Below are 18,268 nucleotides of genomic sequence, written 5' to 3' on the forward strand. Positions count from 1 at the left end.
ACCTGAAAGGGAATCGGTGAAAACCCTAGAGAACCCCTTCCTCGTTCTCCTTCTCTCCATCGGAATCCTCACGGGGGCCTCCGGAACCGCCCACGCCGCCTATTCCCTCATCGGAGGCGGAGAATGGAGCCGCGGGGTCACCGGAGCCCCCGGCGCGGGCACGGTCTACTCCCGCTATCTCCACGGCACCGCCTGCCACGGGGCCACCGCCGTGGGCACCCGTACCGTCCGCGTGGACGAACAACCCGGCCGCTGGGCGCACGCCGTCGCCCCCAGGGCCAACGCCAACAACCAGACCTACTGGCGTAACCACTGCTGACCAGCGAAGGGGTACCTCCGTGTCCATCCTCGAACGTCTCGCCGTCGCCGTACTCGTCACCGCGGGGATCACCGCGGGCTCCGTGGGCACCGCGCACGCGGCGCGCTCCCATGTCGGGGGCGGGGTGTGGGAGCGCAGTCTCACCGGCGTCCCCGGCCAGGGCCTGGTCCGCTCGCACTACCACCATCCGAAGAACTGCCATGGGGCCACCGCCGTGGGCACCCACACCGAACGTGTCGGGGCCCCGGCCGGCACCTGGGCCCGGGCCGAGGCCTCCCGTGCCCTGGCCAACAATCAGCAGTACTGGCGTAACGGCTGCTGATCACGGAAGCACCCGCGGCCCTCGGTCGTGTTTTTCAGATCATTCCTCCCACCCGTCACCCGCCACCACCCTCAACGGACACCTACGGCGCAGCCCGGACCCCACGTCACCCACCACCACCCTCAACGGACGCGCTGACGCGCGCGGTACTTCACACGGAGCCGGGCCTCCTCTCACGGCGCCGCCCTCTCCAAGCAAGCACGGACGAGGACAGCCGAACCCGGACGGGCCCCCGCTGTGCGACACCGCGGAGCCCGCGTAACAGGGCACAGTAGGGGCACCCTCGCTCGTCGTCCGGCGAGAAATCGCCTGGCTGCCGCTCGCCACGGACCGGCTCCGCCGATACCGAGCGAAAGCATCCGAAAAACACTCCCTCGACCCCTCCCGCCCCCATGGACAGGACCGCCAGGTGCCCGACCGGACCCTCTCCTTCGCCTACACGGCGTGCGTCGTGTTCGCCGTACTCGTCGCCTTCCTCCTGGCCGCCACCGCCGAGCGGACCATCTACGTCCTCGACGACGCCGAACTGATCTGGATCACCGAGAACGACGGCACCCACGCGACGGACGAGGTCGCGCGGGCCGTCCAGGAGGTCGCCGACGCCCACGGGGCCGCGATCGGCTACAGCGTCCTCGACGTGGACGAACCCTCCTCGAAGGCCCACATGTACCTGGCCGTCTCCGACCCCGACTCCCGCTACGCCGACTGGCTGCGCGACGGCTACCCGTCCTTCGGCCGAGGCTTCACCGTCCAGACCCACCCCATCACCGACTTCGGTCGGGTCGGCCCCAACGGCTACTACCTGTTGTTCGGAGCCCCTGAGGCCGAGCCGGCCCTGCGTGCGGCCTTGGCCGAGCACGGTCTCCACGAGGCCCCGGGCACCCGGACGACCCGGCTGTGGCACTTCTTCGCCGGCGGCCCCCTGCTCCACCTCGTGGTGATCGCCCTGCTCGGCACCATGACGGCCACCGGCGCCGGGGTGCTGCTCGGCTCTCGTGAGCACGCCGTCAAACGGTTGCACGGGTGGTCGCGAACGCGCGTGCTGCTCTCCGAACTGCTCGGGATCGCCCGCCTGTGGGCCGTCGTCCTGCCGGCGACGGCCGCCCTCACCCTGATCCTGTTGTGGTTCTACAACGGGGGGAACCAGCTCGGTTTCCACGCCCGCCTCACCGCGCTGTTCCTCGTCGTGTTCACCCTGCCGTGCCTGGTGGTGCACGCCTGTGCGCTCGCCCTGTCGCGGACGGTCGGGATCCTGCCCGCTCTGGAGGGGAGGCTCCCCGTCCTCGGCGCCCTCGTGGCGATCAACGCGGTACGGATCCCCGCCCTGGTGTTGACGCTGGTCGTCCTGGGCACCGTGGTCTCGACCGCGCAGAGCGTCCGTGACCAGCGGTCGGGACTGGAGGTCTACGAGCGGTACGGCGACACCTCGCGCCCCGCCCTCAGCGCCGACTACGGCTGGGCCGACGCGGACGCGGTCGACGGGTTGCTCGGCCCGTGGCTGCGGCGGGTCGACGTCTCCGGCGACATGGTGTTGTCCGTGCTCCTCTCCCCGGGGGAGTTCCTCCCCGTCGGGGCGGACCCTCCCGTCATGAACACCCCGATCCTCGTGGTCAACGACGGCTACCTGCGCGCGGAGGAGGTCCTGTCCCCCACCGGAGAACGTTATGGTCCGGACGAGAACGTGCGACTGCTCCTGCCCGGTCCGGCTATCGAACACGAGGCGGACCTGAGCCGAGGGGCGGCCGGTTGGCTCGCCATGAACGGCGAGGAGGGTCGGGAACCGCCCAGGATCGAGACGGCGCCCCTCGCCGGGGATCGGAGCGTGTTCGTCTACGGGGCGCAGGAACGCCTCGGTGGTACGAGCCCCCTGGTGGAGGACCCGGTCCTCCTCGTCCTACCCGCCGGAAGGGTGCTCTCCGACAGCGGCTACGTCGATCACATGTCCGCCCGGCAGACGATCTTCCCCGACCCGGACGTGGTGGAGACGTTCCGTTCCGAGGACCCCTGGGCGGCCCGCTACATCTCCATGGTCGAGACGCTGGCCACCAGCGCGCACAGGACGTACGACCTCACGTCGGGGATCCTGCGCGACTCCCTGCTCAACCTGGTCGGAGCGGGCGCGATCCTGCTGTTGACCGCCATGGCCGCGTGCGTCGTCCACGTCCGTGTCCACGCGCAGAGGATCTTCGCCCGGCACCTCTGCGGCCGCTCCTTCCTCGCCACGCACCGACGCCTGTTGGCGGTCGAAGCGGCGATCGCGCTGGGTTTCGTGGGCTGGACCGTCCTCGACGCCCTCCGTCCCGGGGCCGGACCGCACGACCTCGCGCCTCTCTCGGCACACGACGGGGGCGCCGGACCGCTCCACGCGGTGGGCATCGTCCTGCTCTCGCTCGCCCTCACCCTGGGCGCGCTCCTCCTCTTCCATCGACGCATCGTCCGCGAAGGCTCATCCCAGGCCTGACCCGACCCGAGGGAACGACATGATCACCTTGGAAGCTCTCAGCAGGTCCCACGGTTCCCGTGTCCTGTGGAAGGACCTGGACCTCGCCGTCGAGACGGGGCGAACGCTCGCCCTGGTCGGCGCCAGCGGGTCGGGCAAGACCACCCTGCTCAACTGCATGGGGCTGCTGGACGAACCCGACTCCGGACGGATCCTGTTCGAGGGCACCGACCTGACCCGCGCCGGGCCCGGACGGCGGCGCCGGTTCCGCCGCGACCACCTCGGCTACCTGTTCCAGGACTACGCCCTGATCGAGAACGCCACCGTCCGCGCCAATCTCGACATCGCCCGCGGGCGAGGGTCGGGCCTGGATCACGAGCGGGCACTGGAACGGGTCGGTATGGCCGGACGCGCACGGGAACGGACACACCATCTGTCCGGAGGCGAGCGTCAACGCGTCGCCCTGGCCCGCCTCCTGGTCAAGGATCCGTCCCTGGTCCTGGCGGACGAACCGACCGGGGCACTGGACGAGGGCAACACCGACGCGGTCGTGGAGCTTCTCCACCGGATGAGCCGAGAGGGCCGCGCGGTGGTCATCGCCACGCACGACGAACGCGTGCGCGACGCCTGCGACACCGTCCTCGATCTGGGTCCGTCGCGAAACACCGTCGTCGGGGCCGATTCCGGCAAGTCCCTGAAAGGTGGGGATCACGACTCGGAGGGGTAGCATCGGGGACGATTCTCCCCCGTCCGCGTGCCCCCGGCCTCCGGAGCCGGCGAGAGCCGTGCGACGGATCGACCCCGGGACACGGAAACGGACGGCATGGACGCTGAAGAGACCCAGGTCATGGCCAGGACCGCTGAGTTCACCATCACCACGAGTTGGGAGACCCAGGTCCGGGGGCGTGTGGCCGCCGCCGTCGACCGGTTCCGCGGTCCTCTCACGGAGCTGGCGGAACGCGACGCCAACGACGGTGACACGCGACTACTCGTCGCCGACTTCTTCGATGTCGGGCTGAACTTCAGCAAATACCAGGACCTGACCACCGAGTTCCGCACCAGCGGCGACTCGATCGACTACGCGATCGTCCTGGAGGGCGAGCTCTTCGCCCCCATCGACGTTCGTCGGATCGGGCAGGAGCTGGACCTGCGCAACATCCAGATGTCTCGGCGCCTGGCGGCCGAGCGGGGCGCGGAGTGGGTCTTCCTGACCAACGGTCGGGTCTGGCGGGCCTACCACCTGCGCCCCGACGGAGACGGGCACACCCCGATCCCGATCATCGACGTCGACATCCTCGACGAGGAGGGCTACGACCGCGCCGTGGACGGGCTGTTCCACATGACACGCGAGTCGGTGGAGCACGAACGTCTGGAGGCGCTGCGCCGTTGGCGGGAGGCGGTCGAGGCCGCGCCCTTGGCCGAATCCCTGGTGAGCGACGAGGTCGTGGCCGCGATCCGCTCCCGGCTGCGGGAGGACTCCGGGCACCGCGGCCACCTGGGCGAGGACGAGGAGATCCGACGCGTCCTCACCGAGGAGGTCGTCTCACGCGGCCTGCTCTGACCTCGCCGCCCTTCGGTCTCCGCCTCACTCCAGGGGAACTCCCAGGACACGGTCGTCGCCCTCGGCGGGCGTGCCTCGGGAGTCCCGATTGCTGGTGGTCACCCACAGGCCGTCGCCCTCGGGAGTGGCCACGACGGTGCGCAGCCGTCCGTACTCCCCGACGAAGTGGTCCCGGGGTTCGCCGACCGTCCCGTCTCCGGTGAGGGGCACCTCCCAGAGGCGTTGACCGCGCAGGGCCGCGACCCAGAGCGAGTCGCCGGCGACCGCCGCTCCGCTCGGAGAGGCCTCGGACGGTTCCCAGGTGAGCAGCGGGTCGGTGTACTCGTCACCGCCCCCGGGGCCCTCGACCACCGGCCAGCCGTAGTTGTTCCCCGGCTCGATCAGGTTGACCTCGTCCAGGGTGTCCTGGCCGAACTCGATCGCGTACAGGTTCTCCTCGTCGTCCCAGGCCAGGCCTTGGACGTTCCGGTGCCCGTAGGTGTACACGAGGTCGTCGAACGGGTTCCCGGGGGCGGCCTCCCCGTCCGTGGTGATCCGCAGGATCTTGCCGGCGAGCGAACCGGTGTCCTGCGCCGACTCCCGGTCCTGGGCGTCGCCGGTGGCGACGTACAGGTGACCGTCGGGACCGAAGGCGATCCGTCCCCCGTTGTGGGTGGAGGCCGCCGGGACGCCGTCGAGGATCACCTCGGCCTCGCCGAGTCTCCCGGTGCCCTCGTCGTAGTCGATCCGGGCGACCCGGTTGTCGGAGTCGGCGGTGTAGTACACGTAGACATGGGGGTTCTCGGGGAAGTCCGGATCCACGGCCAGCCCGAGCAGTCCGCCCTCGCCTCGAGGGGAGACCCCTTCGACCGTTCCCGCCTCGGAGCGTTCCCCCTCCCGGTCGATCAGGGCGACCTCGGCGGAGTCGCGTTGGGCGATCAGGGCCGAACCGTCGGGGAGGAAGTCGATCCCCCACGGCACTTCGAGGTCGGTGACCAGGTCTCGCGGTTCACCGAGCGAGACGGTCCCGCCTTCGGCGTCCTCCCCCGTGCCCGTCGTGACCGCCTCGTCGGTGGAGCAGGCGGTGAGCAGGAGAAGAGAGCCCAGAACGGCGAGGGGGCCGGTCGTACTTCGGTTCGTCCGGATGCGCGTTCCTATGCGTGTCATGTCGCAGATCTGCCCACTCCGTGCGCGCGTACCCTCACTCGAGGTCGCCGCGTTCTCCCTCTCGAGTGGTGTTCTCGTACCCCTGGTGGAGCTCCTCCAACAGACGTTCGGTATCGGTGAGCAGGGCGCTGTACACGGGCCAGCAGGCGTCGTCCCACCTCTCGCGCACCTGTTCACGGTTCTCGTCCACACCACGCAGTGTGTCCTCGATCAGGGACCGCAGTTCATCGGAGACGACCCGACGCTCCGGCTCCTCCTGATCGTGGACCAGCCGGAAGATCTCGGAGGCCCGCTCCAACAGAGGCGCGAGCTCACGGAGGAAGGCGTCGTCGGGCGCGGGGAAGCGGGAGCCCTCGCGCACCGTGGTGCGCAGTGTCCGCACCAGCGACTGCACGTGACGAGAGGACCTGCTCAGCGCCTGGATCCAGTCCCGGTAGACGTCCAGGCCTCCGTCCGGGATCCGCCGGGGGGCCACGAGGCGTCGTGGGTTGAGCCGGAACCGGTCCTCCTGCCTGCGTACGGATTCCAACGCGTTGCTCACGACCCCGTCGAGCCCGTCGGCGGCGTCGCTCCATTGGTCCAGGTCCAGCCCGTCCTTGCCCTTGGACAGACCGTCGGCGATCTCGCCCGTGAGGGAACGTAGGCTCGACGCGAAGTCCAGCACGGCGTTCTCGGCGTCCTTGAACCTGATCGCCGGGGCCAAGAAGACGTTGGTGAGCAGGGCGCAGACCGCGCCCACGCAGACCATCGACAGGAGGGAGCCCAGATCCTGGGCATCGGTGGCGGTGCCGCCGGCCAGGGCGAAGGCCGCGACCACCGGGATCTGGGTCCCCTGTTCACCGAAGAACCGCACCTGCCCGAAGGCCAGCGCCACCAGGACGACCAGGGCGAACGACCAGACGGTGGCACCGACGGTGAGGCCGGTGAGCCCGGCGACCAGGGCGCCCGCGAACACCGCGGCCACGTACCGACCGGACTGGAGCACCGACCCGTACACACTGGGCCGGACGACCAGGAGAGCGGTGAAGGGCGCGAAGCCGATCTGCGTGGACGCGCCCAGAAGGTAGGCCACCACGTAGGCGAGCGTCGCGGCCACCGCCGACTTGAGGATGATGACCGCGGTCTCGCGCTCGAACCCGCGTCTGCTGTAGACACGGTCGAGCCCGCGCCGCAACCTCCGCAATCGTGTGTCGATCATGCCTCTCCCGACCGCACTCGGATCCGGGCGGGAGGACCCGCCCGGTACGCTCACGAACGTTCGAAGGCGTTACTTCCGGACCATGACCAGCACGCCGCAGGACCAGCCGAGCAGTGGCAGACGCTCCCAGCCGGCGCGGGACTCCAGGTTCTCCAAGAGCCCCTCCACCGCCAGACAGTGGTCCTCGGGCTCTGAGGTGCGCTCGGGCTGCCGGGCGAGATCGTCCACCACGTAGAAGCCGCCCCGGTCGACCAGGGAGAGTGCCTCGTCCAGGTGGGTGAACTTGCCCGGGCCGGTGTTGGCGAACACCATGTCGTATCCGGGTCCGTCGTCGGTGGCCCGGTCGGAGAGCCAGGTTCCGCCGTCGGCCTCGAAGATCGTCACGCGAGGATCGGCGGTGTGGTGGCGGCGCGCCACGCCCAGGCATTCGGGGTCGTTGTCCAGGGTGTCCAGCCGGGCCCGCTCGTCCATCCCGGCCAGAAGCCACGCGGTGCCCACACCGGTTCCGGTCCCCAGTTCGAGCACCCGGCCCCCGGGTTTGGAGGAGACGAGGGCCCTCAGGAGGTGACCGACGGCCTCCTCGCAGGACATCCCCAGGCCGAGACCCTCGGTGTCGACCTCGATGGCGTCCAGGGTGCGGGGGCGCGGAACGGACTGTGTCATGGACACGAGGCACTCCCTGGTCGGTGCGTGCAGGTCCGTCCAGGCTAAGCCCGACGAGCCCGATGATCCAGGAGGTGGGGGTCGCCGGAATGGTGCCGTCCTCACCACTCCGGCGACCGTCACCACTCGGATCCCCCGGGTAAGCGACGCCGGAGGACTGAGCGCTACCCGAACGGGGGTGAGAGGTCGGGCATGGTGCCCGAAAGCATTGTGCCCGGTTCGGCGGCGGGAAACCACCGACCAGTCCGCAATTCGGACATGAGTGCCCCGGGCCCTCACGCGTTCTCGTAGACCCCGTTCAGCCTCTCCATGTCCACGATCACGACATTGCGATAACTCGACACCAGCAGCCCCTCGGAACGGAACCGACGGATCGCGTTGCCGACGGCGTCGGTACGGGCTCCGATGAGCTTGCCCAGATCCGTGTGCGAGAGCCGAACGCCCAGGTCGGTGCCGAGCGGGGTGGTCGTGCCGTGCCGCTCGGCCAGATCGACCAGCACCCGGGCCAACCGGGCCTCCACCTCATAGCCCACGAATTCGGCCCGATGCCGGTCCGCCCACTCCAGGCGCTCCCCCACCATCGCCAACAACGCCCGCCAGGCCTCCGGATGCTCCTCCAGGAACGACTCGAACACCGGGTGCGAGAAGACCCGGACCGACAGGGCCGAGCACGAGGTGACCGTCGCGATGGCCGGGGTGTCGCGGAACATGCTCAGCTCACCGACCAGGTCGCCGCGCAACCGGATCCCGAACATCGCCTCCGTACCGTTGCGCAGCACCGAGGTGACCTTCACGCAGGCCGCGTCTCCGGGCTCGTCCTCAGGAGGGCCCAACAACATGACCTGTTCGTCCTCGTCGCCCTGGGCGATGAGGACCTGGTTCGCGGGCAGGTGGCGCGGTGGTGCCAGTGAGAGCAGTCGGGAGGCCGCGAGGTCCCCGATCCTGGACATGAAGGTGCCCGCGGGCCAGTCGGTCATGCGTCCTCCCCTCGATCCCCCCTTCATCATGCCCGTGTGTCCCCCGAAGCCACGGGAGGGCGCGGAAAACACGAGAACTCATGACTTTGGTCCGGAATCCCCAGGTCAGGACTTCACGTCGTCCATCGGGGAGAAAGGGGCGGCCCGTGGGAACAAGGCGAGGACACCTTCACCGGTCCCTCTCGGCCGCGAACGACGCGGAAGCCGGCCGAGCCCCGAGAGTCGTAGGCTTCCCTCGTCCCCCAGCCGACGAGGTTCCCACATGCGTTTCCTCCCCTTCCGCCCGCGGCCGCGGAACACCGCTCCATCGTCCGTTCCGTCCCCACCGCCTCCCCCCGAACCGTCGCAGGGGAATCTGCCCCGGTACCACGACCACGTGGTGCGTATCGGAGTGGAGGTGGAGCCTCAGGACGAGGCGAACTTCCTGGCGACGGTGGGCGACCGGCCTTGGCGGTTCCAGCGGCGGGGCGAAGGCCGGTACGACGTGCACATCGGGGTCTCCGGTGCGGCGTTGGGTTCCACCGGGGCGGCCCTGGCCGAGATCCACCACGTGCTGGCCCGGTCCGGCGTGAGCGCCCGGGTCGTGTTCGCGACCCGCCTGCGCCCCCGTCCGTCGCCGTTCCGCCGGTACCGGATCCTGCCCCGTGGCCGGATGCCCGCGCGGGAGTGGCTCGCGGCCCCGGTCAGGGGACTGATGTCCTGGAGATCCAAAGGCACGCTCCAGGCCACGTCGCTCGCGGAGGCCCGATCTCGGCTGGCCGACTTCGTGGCGCGCAACCCGCAGGTCGGACGAGCCGACCGTCTCATGGTGGCCGGCCCACCGGATCCTCTCGGTACGACCCCTTCGAGCGCCGACCAGGAGGAGGATCCTCTGGACGGCCCGCTCCTCCCCTTGATCATCGTTCTTCTGGTCGGGGCCGGAGCGGCGTTCATCGGCCTGTACGTGGCCTTGTGGCTGCCGGAGGAGATCCCCACCCGGCACGCCGTCGCGTTCCTGATCTCCCTCCCCTGCCTGTTCGGGGTGTGGCAGATGTTCCGCCGGATACCCGAAGGGCGCATCAATACCTGGCTCCCCTTGGGACTGACCGCCTTGGCCGCCCCGTTGACGATCGGCCTGAGCAACTTCAGCCGGGACGTCTACCTCCAGGCGTTCGGGATCTCCCCCGGAGAGGTCCCGCCCACCGGCCAGGGCCGACTCTTCGCCGTGGCCGACACCTTGCCGCTGGTCACGTTCGCCCTCCTCCTCTCCCTGGGGGTGTTCGGGCTCCTCCAGTACTTCCACTTCACCGTTCGTGGCGACCTTCGGCTGCTCCAGTGGCTGATGGCCCTCATCGTCGTCCTCGTCTACGGACTGACCTCCGTGACGGTCCTCCTGGAACGGGACGCCCGGCGAGGCCTGGAGCACGTCGCCCGATACCAGGCCGAGGGCGGACCCGCCCGAGGGCATACCGGTGTCACCCCGTCCGTGGTGTGCGTGGAGACCGGCACCGACCCGGTCCAACGGATCGGACCGCCGCTCACCACCGATCGCCCGGTGTTGTACTTCGACGGGGAGAACGGCGTCGATCTCCTCTGGGACCGTGAACACGGCCTGACCAAGGTCACCCGCTTCTCGGTGAATCTCACACCGGTGCCCGATCTGAACGCGGACTGTCCCGAGCCGGAATCCGTCCGCGACTGATCGCCGTGGAGGGCGGGCGGGGCCGCGGAGGATTCGGCCCCGCCCTGGAGCGGTCTACTCGTCGAGGTGCTTGTCGACCCAGGCGTCGAGGGGGCGGCCCTGGATGGCCGCCGCCATGAGCTCCGGGAACATGTCCGGGGTGCAGGCGAACGCCGGCACGCCCAGCTCCGCGAGGGCCGCCGCGTTGCGGCGGTCGTAGAACGGTGCACCCTCGTCGGACAGCGCCAGCAGGACCACCACCTGCACGCCCGCGGACTTCATGGCCGAGACCCGTTTCAGCATCTCCGCGCGGACCCCGCCCTCGTAGAGGTCGCTGATCAGGACGAAGATCGAGTCCTGGGGTCGGTCGATCAACCCCTGGCTGTAGGCGATCGCCTTGTTGATGTTGGTCCCGCCGCCCAGCTGGGTGCCGAACAGCACCTCCACGGGATCGGTGAGCTGGTCGGTCAGGTCGACGACGGCGGTGTCGAAGACGACCAGGGAGGTCTTGAGCGTGCGCATCGAGGCGAGTACCGCGCCGAAGACGCTCGCGTAGACCACCGAGGAGGCCATGGAGCCGCTCTGGTCGATGGCCAGCACCACGTCCTTCCGCACCCCTCGGCTACGGCGCCCGTGACCGATGAGGGTCTGCGGGATCACCGTGCGGTGCTCGGGCAGGTAGTGCGCGAGGTTGCGACGGATCGTGGCGTTCCAGTCGATGTCGGAGACGCGACGCGGCCGGTGGGTCCTGGTCGAGCGGTCGATCGCCCCGCCGATCTCCGAGCGGGTCTTCTGCGCCACCCGCTTCTCCAGGTCCTCGACGACCTCGCGCACGATCCCCCGGGCGGTCTCACGCGCCTCGGCCGGCATCACACGGTTGAGGGCGAGCAGGGTGCCGACCAGGTGCACGTCGGGTTCGACGGCCTCCATCATCTCGGGTTCGAGCAACAGTTGGCCGAGCCCCAGCCGTTCCATGGCGTCGGTCTGCATCACCCGGACGACGGACGTGGGGAAGTACTCGCGGATGTCGCCCAGCCAGCGGGCCACGCGAGGCGCGGACCCGCCGAGGTCGGCGCCCCGTTCGCCGTCGCCCACCCCGCTGCCGGTGGTCCGGGAACCGCGGTTGTACAGGGCCGCGAGGGTCGAGTCCATCGCCCGGTCGCTCCCGCTCAGGGTGGCGCAGTCGGCGTCCCCGCCCAGGACCAGACGCCAGCGGCGGGCCCGTTCGGTGTGGCCGGTCTCGGTGATGGCGTTCACGCGCCGCTCCTTTCGAGCAGTCCCAGTACGGCGGCGACCGCGGGGGCGGCCCGTCTCTCGTCCACGGGTCGTCGTTCCCGGATTCGATCACCGCCACCGGTGTCGAGTCTGGTCACCGCGGTGCCGATCTCCTGACGTTCGCCTCCGCCGAAGGCCCCGAAGGTACGGCGCAGCAGCGGCAGGATCGCGACGAACCGCTCCTCGGAGAGCCCTAGGAGCCAGGTGTCGATCAGACCCAGCAGTCGGTCGTCGTGCACCAGGATCAGCCCGCTTCCCTGAAGGAAGCCCTCCAGCCAGGCGACCGCCCGGGTGGGTTCGACACCCGGGGACATCACCAGCCCCAGGCGTCGACGCAGTTCCTCGGCGTCGACCCGCCCGGCGTCGGTGAGGATGCGGTTGACCCGACCGGCGATCCGCCCGGGCACGTTCTCCCGTACGGCCAGGTCGGCGAGGGTGTCGAGCCATTCGGTCAGGTCGTCGCCGAGCAGGGTGGCGGCGCCGTTGGTCTCGTCGATCGCCTGGACGAAGCGGCCCGCGGCGTCGTCGTCCAGTCCGCGTACCGCGCCGACCAGACCGATCCGTACACGGGTCAGGATCTCGCGGGCGACGGAGCGCAGGTGGCCGCCGTCGGTTCCGCGCACGTCGCCGTAGCGGGTGGAGCGGGCCAGCGGAGGCAGCGCCGACATCAGGTGGGTGATGTCGGCGTCGGTGGCCGCCCGATCGGTGAGCCGGGCGAGCACCTCCGGCAGGGCCTCGCCGAGATCGGCGAACAGGCACTGTTCGGTGAGCTTGGTGAGGGTGGGCAGTTCGGCCGCCTCGGCGATCTCCACCGTGCGCGCGACCGCAGCGGAGGAGACGGTGGTGCCCCACCGCGCGGCCTCGATGAGGGCGACGTCCATCTCGGGGTGCCAGCGCAGTCGCCAGCTCTCCCGGAAGGTGCCCCGGCCTCCGCCTCCGTGCGGGGTCGGGATCCCCCACTCGACCCCGAGCAGGCGGAGTCGGTGCAGCAGCACGCTACGTGCTCGGTGGCTCTCCTTGCGCAGGTCCAGGTCGAGGTCGCGTTCGAAGGCCTCGGGCTTGAGGCGCAGCCTCTTCTGTTCGGCGATGAGGTCGCGCTGGAGCGGCACCATCGGGGTCTCCGGCGGCACCGACCCGAGTCGTTCCCCGATCGCCATCCGGCCGTGCACCAGGGCGGCGCGTGTCCCCTCGCCCTCGCACAGGACCGCGGTGACCGCCTCGGAGACCTCGTCGAGTCCGGCGAGCGGGCGCCCGCGCAGCACGGAGAGGGTCTCGGCCAGCCGCACGCCCTCGATGACGTGGGAGGAGGACACCTGCTGCCCCTCCTCCCTCAGCAGCCGGGCGGCCTCGGTCAGCCACCGGTGCACCGGACGATCCGGAGCGGTGAACAGGTGGTGGTACCAGCCCGGGGAGGTCACCCCGGCCCCGTATCCGCCGGCGGACGCCAGACGTCCGTGGGTCCACGGCACCCAGGTCGCCGCCGTCTTCACCTTGGGCAGCCCCTTGAGCAGGGCGACGTCGTCCTTGACCTTGTAGTCCGCCAGGTCGCGCAGGGCCGGGGCGTGCCAGGCTCCGCAGACCACGGCGATCCGCTCGTGCCCCTGTCGGAGCGCGGCGCGCAGGGTCTGACGCATGTGGGCCTCGCGGCGCGCCTCACGGCCGGTGGCGGGCCCGGCCTCGGCCCGGACGGCCGCCATGGCGTCGGCGATCGCGGGGAAGGGAGAGGGCTCCCCGTCTCCACGCTGTTCGACGACGTCGTCCCACCAGCGTTCGGCGTCGTCGTAGCCGGCCGCCGCGGCGAGCACTCCGAGGGGGTCGATCCGTTCCCGTGGGGGTTCGGTCTCCTCCTGTTCCTCTTCCTCGCCGTCGGTCGTCTCGGCCGCGGCGAGCCGTTCGGCGAGGGTGTGGGAGGCGGGCAGGTCGCAGAAACGCACCGGCACGCCGTTCTCGTGGGCGTGGCGCAGGGCCGCCCACTCGGGCGAGAAGCTCGCGAACGGCCAGAACGCCCATCCGTCCGTGGAGCGTCGGCGCGCGGCCTCGGCCGCCTCGGCGTCCCGTTCGGCGTCCTTGCCCTTCGCCTTGGGCGTGTCGGCCAGGTGCACCAGCAGTGCCACCGGCGGTTCGAGGCCGCCGACCAGGGAGGTCAGGGCGTCGGCCTCGGGCGGTCCCTCGATCAGGACCAGGTCGGGCTCGATCTCGTCCAGGGCGGCCACCACGGCCCGGGCCGAACCCGGACCGTGGTGGCGGACTCCCAGGACACTCACCTTGGAGGTGTCCGTACGGGACGATCCCATCAGGCGCCCACCTCACGGCAGGCACGGTAGAAGTCGGTCCAACCCTCGCGCTCGCGGGCGACGGTCTCCAGGTACTCGCGCCACACGACCCCGTCGGCGACCCGGTCCTGGACGACGGCGCCCTGAATGCCGGCGGCGACATCGGCCGGTCGCAGGATCCCGTCGCCGAAGTGCGCGGCCAGGGCGATCCCGTTGGTGATCACCGAGATCGCCTCGGCGGTGCTCAGGGTGCCGCTGGGGGACTTGAGCTTCGTGCCGTTGTCCTCGGTGACTCCGGAGCGCAGCTCGCGGAAGACGGTCACGACGCGCTGGATCTCGGTGAGGCTGGTCGGCACCTCGGGCAGTTCCAGGGAACGGCCGAGCTGCTCGACCCGCTGGGTGACGATGCGCACCTCGTCCTCGGCGCTGTCCGGCACCGGCAGCACCACGGTGTTGAAGCGGCGGCGCAGCGCGCTGGACAGGTCGTTGACGCCCCGGTCGCGGTCGTTCGCGGTGGCGATGATGTTGAAGCCACGCTGTGCCTGGACCTCGATGCCGAGCTCGGCGACGGGCAGGGCCTTCTCCGACAGGACGGTGATGAGTCCGTCCTGCACGTCGGAGGGCATGCGGGTGAGCTCCTCGATGCGCCCGATGGACCCGCGGGCCATCGCGGTCATGACGGGGCTGGGCACGAGGGCGGCCTCGGAGGGGCCCTCGGCGAGCAGCCGGGCGTAGTTCCACCCGTACCGGACCGCCTCCTCGGAGGTACCGGCGGTGCCCTGGACGAGCAGGGTGGAGTCACCGGCGATGGCGGCGGCCAGGTGCTCGGACAGCCAGGTCTTGGCGGTTCCGGGGACACCGATGAGCAGCAGGGCGCGGTCGGTGGCCAGGGTGGCGACGGCGACCTCCACGACCCGGCGCGAGCCGATGTACTTGGGGGTGATCTCGGTGCCGTCGTCGAGGGTGGCGCCCAGCAGGTACCGCGTGACCGCCCACGGGGACAGCTTCCAGCCCGGGGGACGCGTGCGGTCGTCGACCTCGGCCAACGCCTTCAGTTCGGCGGCGTAGGTCTGTTCGGCGTGGGGGCGCAGAGCGGTACCGGCCCGGGCGGCGGACTCGGTGCCGGCGGGGGAGGCTTCGATGGTGGTCAACTAGAGCTCCTTGTGCATGTCTTGGCGAAGGCGGAGGGTCTCGCGGAGGCGGAAGTAGACGTCGGCCTCCTTCTCGTACGGCGCCTGCTCCGGGAGGAGCGCCAGGTGTTCGGGGGGCATGTGGGCGGCGATGGTCTCGTAGAGCAGCCGGTGGCCGCGTACTCGGCGCCGTTCGGTGGTCCGGGCCGTCCATCGGGCCACGCCCTCGGACAGCCCGGGTGTCCAGGGGGCGTCGATGGCGAGGAGCAGCCGGCCCAGGGCCTCGGGGTAGGTGATCCCTTCCAGAAGGGCGAGGACCCGGTCGCAGCGTTCGACCGCCGGGAGCGGAGCGAAGAGCACGCGCAGACGCTGCCGTCCCCGTCCGTCGGCGTCGTCGCCCGCCACGGCGGCCAGGCCGATCTCGGGGTCGTCGAGTACCGCGCGGGACCAGTCGGCGTCCCCTCGCAGACAGACGGCGTCGACGAGCGCGTCCCTCGTCTCGGGGTGGGCCGCGGCCAGGGCCAGGACCCCCGCCGGGTCGGTGTCGAGCCGTTCGGTCCACACGTCCAAGGGGGTGTGGACGATCAGGACCTGGACGCGTTCCCGGCGCTCTCTCGGGCTCTCCTTCGTCTCCGTCGGCACGGCCAGGGCGAGGTCGCGGAACAACCCGGTCTCCGAGGCCTCCGGGGTGTCGACCTCGAACACCCACGAGGTGTCGCGATCGACTCTCAGCCGACGCCGCAGATGGTCGCGGAGCCGATGGGCGTGGGCGCTGTCGGGCAGGCGGGAGAGGAGGGCCAGGGCGCGGCCTCGGACACCGGCGCCGCGGTCGTCCAGCGCCGTCTCCAGCAGAGGTTCGTCGTCCGGCCCGAGATGGGGTTCGAGGGCGTCGAGGAGGGCCTGCCGGACCTCGGCCTTGGACTCTCCGGGCCAGGCCTCGGCGAGCAGGGTCCCGGCCGTGGCCGGGTCCCGGGCCCTCAGCGCGAGCAGGGTCCTGCGACGCTCTTCCGGCCCACCGGCCTTCCAGGTCTCCTCGTCGAAGGTGTCGCCCGGCAGGGGTTCGGCCGTCACGAACGACCAGACCGGGTTGAGTCCGGCCAGCCAGGCGCCCCGGGGGCCTGCGGCGGCGGCCACCGCGGGGCGCAGAACCGCGGTGCGGTAGGCGCGGTCGAGCAGGTCGGGAAGCCGCTCGTAGGGGACGCCTCGTCCGGAGCGGGCCGCCAGCTCCAACCATTCGGGCAGAAGGTCGGGGTGGGAGGACAGGACGAGGTCGAGGAGTCGGGCCGCCGTGTCGCCGACCCTGGGCCGAGGGTCGGGCGCGTCGGGAGCGATGGGGGTGGCGGCGTGCGCCGTGTACCCGGCCTGCCGGCGGATCGTGTCCAGGGCGGCCAGGTCGAGCAGGGCCTCGGCGTCCTCGTCGCTAGCGGGCATGCCGGCCACGGTGGCGACCGAGCGTCGGGTGGTGCCGATCAGGGCGGTGGAGACCAGGTGTTCCCAGTCGGGGGTCTCGGGAGCGGGGTTCACAGGACGGTCGCCTTTCCGTCTTCGTCCCACAGGGTCATGGGGGTCAATCCGGTCCTGGGGGACCATTCGGCGGCCACGGTGGCGGGACGCCCTCCGGTGACCGCGAGGTGGCTCCACAACGTGGCGGTGTCCATGGGCAGCGCGGCCCCGTTCCGATCCGCCAGATACCAGCGCTCCTCTCGGGCGGGCGCGGCGGCCTCCAGCACGACCGGCCACGCCTCCAGCCACGGATCCGCGGCCAGGGCGAGGGCGTAGGAGTCCAGAGCGGCCTCCACGTCCCCTCCCTCGGGGCACGAGACGGGGCGCTCGGTCATGGCGTCGGTCCGGACCGCTCGGAGACCGTCGGGGTGGAAGGCGAGCTCTCCCTCGACCTCGATACCCCCTCGGAAGGGGGGCTCCGGGCTCTCCCCGGGACGGAAGAAGGTGAGGGTCAGGGCCCACCGGTCGCTCTCCGCCCCGCGCAGCCAGGTCCGGAGAAGACGCATGCCGTCGGGGGTGAGCCCCTCGCGGTGACCCAGGACCCGCCAGGTGTCCTTCACCCGCTCACCGGATGACAGGACCTCCTCGGTACGGGTGCTGATACCCACGCGTGAGCGCAGCACCGCCCGGGTCCGCTCGTCGACGCCGTCCCTGGAGAGGTAGCCGTCGACCAGCAGGTGGAGCAGGCCGAGTCGTTCCAGCACACGGTCGGGCCAGTGCTCGCCGCCGCCCCGCTGGGGCAGCATGGTGACCAGACCGGCCGCGCCTCCGGCCTTGGCGTCCACCAGCCGTTTGGCCATCCGGTCCCAGTGGCCGTACTCCAGTCGGGGCACCTCGGCCAGGCCGCTGTCGACCTGGTCGTTCAGCCACACGCGCAGTTCCTCGATCCCCGCGGCGACCGTCTCCTCCCTGGCCCGCAGGGTGGCGGCGGCCTTCTCCGGGTCGACGGGGGTGGCCGCGGCCACGGCCGCGCGCTGTTTCCGCGCCGCCCTTCCGGAGAGCCAGGAGTTGACCCATTCGGGCTTTTCGTCCCTCTTTTCGACCTCTCCTCCACTCCACAGAGCGAGGAGGGCCAGAACGTGTTTGCAGGGAATCTTCCGGCTGGGGCAACTGCATTTATAGGCGGGCCCCTCACCGCCGTCCAGATGTACGGCTGCCAGGTACGGTTTGGACCCGCTCCCTTTACACTCACCCCACACGGCGGAGGTCCCGCCGCCGTCGGCGGCGACCGTTCCGCACTCGGGCCAGGAACCGGGCCGGGCCACCTTGAGTGCCGCCTTGTGTGATGAGGAATCCGGGGCCAGAGCCCACACCTCGTCGGTAGTCCATCGATCGCTCACACAGACGACACTAGAGGGCACCACCGACATTCCGGCGGTTCGCGGACCGCCCCCGCACACCTCTTCCGACGACCTTTCGCGGGCGCTCCGACCGGCGAGGTCTCGACGTCCGCACCACCCGCCCCGTCCCGCCCGGTACGCCGTACGCCGCCCGTCACCGTCCGTGGGCGTCGAAGCGTCGGACGTCACGGCCGCCCCCGATCGTCCCGGAAAACGGAGATATCACCACAGAGGCCGAGAAGAACATACTTGTAACACGGCGACCCATAATGCAATCACGATAAATGAATGTCTGAATTGCTGAACGACCCTCATTAACTTAGAATGAGCCACCCTCGGCCGCATATCCCTACACGAACGCACAACCGAACATCAGAGGCCGGTTCAACCCCGTTTCCCCCTTCACATCACCATGGCATCACCTCGTCTTCTCGAAGGGAGCGAAGCGGACCACGAATCCT

15 protein-coding genes are annotated in these 18,268 nt (G+C 70.6%); 6 read left to right on the forward strand and 9 right to left on the reverse strand.

Annotated elements, in window-relative coordinates; translation table 11 throughout:
- Positions 1 to 16: 16 nt before the first annotated feature.
- From TR33_RS08195 to TR33_RS08215, 5 genes are all read left to right on the forward strand, one after another.
- Complete coding sequence (locus tag TR33_RS08195; RefSeq protein WP_042282482.1) at positions 17 to 319, forward strand: lactococcin 972 family bacteriocin; 303 nt, start codon at positions 17 to 19, stop codon at positions 317 to 319.
- A 19-nt stretch (positions 320 to 338) separates the two neighbouring features.
- Positions 339 to 641, forward strand: a complete 303-nt coding sequence (locus TR33_RS08200) for a lactococcin 972 family bacteriocin (RefSeq protein WP_042282484.1) — start codon at positions 339 to 341, stop codon at positions 639 to 641.
- 409 nt (positions 642 to 1,050) lie between these two features.
- Positions 1,051 to 3,102, forward strand: coding sequence for a bacteriocin-associated integral membrane family protein (locus TR33_RS08205; protein ID WP_042282486.1), 2,052 nt, complete (start codon positions 1,051 to 1,053; stop codon positions 3,100 to 3,102).
- Positions 3,103 to 3,121: 19 nt separating this feature from the next.
- Positions 3,122 to 3,808: an ABC transporter ATP-binding protein gene (locus TR33_RS08210; protein WP_042282487.1), complete on the forward strand. Its 687-nt coding sequence runs from the start codon at positions 3,122 to 3,124 to the stop codon at positions 3,806 to 3,808.
- Between the two features lie 96 nt (positions 3,809 to 3,904).
- Positions 3,905 to 4,642, forward strand: a complete 738-nt coding sequence (locus tag TR33_RS08215) for a hypothetical protein (protein WP_042282488.1) — start codon at positions 3,905 to 3,907, stop codon at positions 4,640 to 4,642.
- Between the two features lie 24 nt (positions 4,643 to 4,666).
- On the opposite strand, the gene TR33_RS08220 is transcribed toward TR33_RS08215, so the two are convergent.
- The 4 genes from TR33_RS08220 to TR33_RS08235 all read right to left on the reverse strand — a co-directional run bounded on the left by TR33_RS08220 (position 4,667) and on the right by TR33_RS08235 (position 8,626).
- Positions 4,667 to 5,788: a PQQ-dependent sugar dehydrogenase gene (locus TR33_RS08220; protein ID WP_042282490.1), complete on the reverse strand. Its 1,122-nt coding sequence runs from the start codon at positions 5,786 to 5,788 to the stop codon at positions 4,667 to 4,669.
- Between the two features lie 34 nt (positions 5,789 to 5,822).
- The gene (locus TR33_RS08225) at positions 5,823 to 6,986 is read right to left on the reverse strand and encodes an FUSC family protein (RefSeq protein ID WP_042282491.1); all 1,164 of its coding nucleotides are present in this window, start codon (positions 6,984 to 6,986) and stop codon (positions 5,823 to 5,825) included.
- Between the two features lie 69 nt (positions 6,987 to 7,055).
- Positions 7,056 to 7,649 (reverse strand): O-methyltransferase, encoded by a 594-nt coding sequence (locus TR33_RS08230; protein WP_017534434.1) that lies wholly within the window; start codon positions 7,647 to 7,649, stop codon positions 7,056 to 7,058.
- Between the two features lie 275 nt (positions 7,650 to 7,924).
- Positions 7,925 to 8,626: a Crp/Fnr family transcriptional regulator gene (locus TR33_RS08235; RefSeq protein ID WP_042282492.1), complete on the reverse strand. Its 702-nt coding sequence runs from the start codon at positions 8,624 to 8,626 to the stop codon at positions 7,925 to 7,927.
- Positions 8,627 to 9,002: 376 nt separating this feature from the next.
- Here TR33_RS08235 and TR33_RS08240 point away from each other — a divergent pair, with 376 nt between their 5' ends.
- Positions 9,003 to 10,307 carry a hypothetical protein gene (locus TR33_RS08240; RefSeq protein ID WP_234305782.1) on the forward strand — a complete coding sequence of 435 codons (1,305 nt, stop codon included), beginning with the start codon at positions 9,003 to 9,005 and terminating at the stop codon, positions 10,305 to 10,307.
- Positions 10,308 to 10,361: 54 nt separating this feature from the next.
- On the opposite strand, the gene TR33_RS08245 is transcribed toward TR33_RS08240, so the two are convergent.
- The 5 genes from TR33_RS08245 to TR33_RS08265 are packed head-to-tail and all read right to left on the reverse strand — an operon-like array spanning position 10,362 to position 17,732.
- Entirely contained in the window at positions 10,362 to 11,543 is a 1,182-nt protein-coding gene (locus TR33_RS08245; protein WP_042282494.1) for a vWA domain-containing protein, read from the reverse strand.
- The gene (locus tag TR33_RS08250; protein WP_042282496.1) at positions 11,540 to 13,855 is read right to left on the reverse strand and encodes a DUF5682 family protein; all 2,316 of its coding nucleotides are present in this window, start codon (positions 13,853 to 13,855) and stop codon (positions 11,540 to 11,542) included. Before TR33_RS08250 ends, TR33_RS08245 begins: the two co-directional genes overlap by 4 nt.
- A complete protein-coding gene (locus TR33_RS08255; protein ID WP_017534428.1) occupies positions 13,855 to 14,985 on the reverse strand; it encodes an ATP-binding protein in 1,131 nt (376 codons plus the stop codon). The genes TR33_RS08250 and TR33_RS08255 overlap by 1 nt, the downstream gene beginning before the upstream one ends.
- Complete coding sequence (locus tag TR33_RS08260; RefSeq protein ID WP_042282502.1) at positions 14,986 to 16,488, reverse strand: DUF5691 domain-containing protein; 1,503 nt, start codon at positions 16,486 to 16,488, stop codon at positions 14,986 to 14,988.
- A complete protein-coding gene (locus TR33_RS08265) occupies positions 16,485 to 17,732 on the reverse strand; it encodes an SWIM zinc finger family protein (RefSeq protein WP_081536565.1) in 1,248 nt (415 codons plus the stop codon). The genes TR33_RS08260 and TR33_RS08265 overlap by 4 nt, the downstream gene beginning before the upstream one ends.
- Between the last annotated feature and the right edge of the window lie 536 nt (positions 17,733 to 18,268).

The organism is Nocardiopsis alba (assembly GCF_000710955.1).
GTDB lineage: Bacteria > Actinomycetota > Actinomycetes > Streptosporangiales > Streptosporangiaceae > Nocardiopsis > Nocardiopsis alba.

What these genes read in the sequence shown, in the direction of transcription:
- TR33_RS08210 (WP_042282487.1), top strand. Translation starts at nt 3,122, where the DNA reads ATGATCACCTTGGAAGCTCTCAGCAGGTCCCACGGTTCCCGTGTCCTG.
- TR33_RS08215 (WP_042282488.1), top strand. Translation starts at nt 3,905, where the DNA reads ATGGACGCTGAAGAGACCCAGGTCATGGCCAGGACCGCTGAGTTCACC.
- TR33_RS08220 (WP_042282490.1), bottom strand. Translation starts at nt 5,788, where the DNA reads ATGACACGCATAGGAACGCGCATCCGGACGAACCGAAGTACGACCGGC.
- TR33_RS08225 (WP_042282491.1), bottom strand. Translation starts at nt 6,986, where the DNA reads ATGATCGACACACGATTGCGGAGGTTGCGGCGCGGGCTCGACCGTGTC.
- TR33_RS08230 (WP_017534434.1), bottom strand. Translation starts at nt 7,649, where the DNA reads ATGACACAGTCCGTTCCGCGCCCCCGCACCCTGGACGCCATCGAGGTC.
- TR33_RS08235 (WP_042282492.1), bottom strand. Translation starts at nt 8,626, where the DNA reads ATGACCGACTGGCCCGCGGGCACCTTCATGTCCAGGATCGGGGACCTC.
- TR33_RS08250 (WP_042282496.1), bottom strand. Translation starts at nt 13,855, where the DNA reads ATGGGATCGTCCCGTACGGACACCTCCAAGGTGAGTGTCCTGGGAGTC.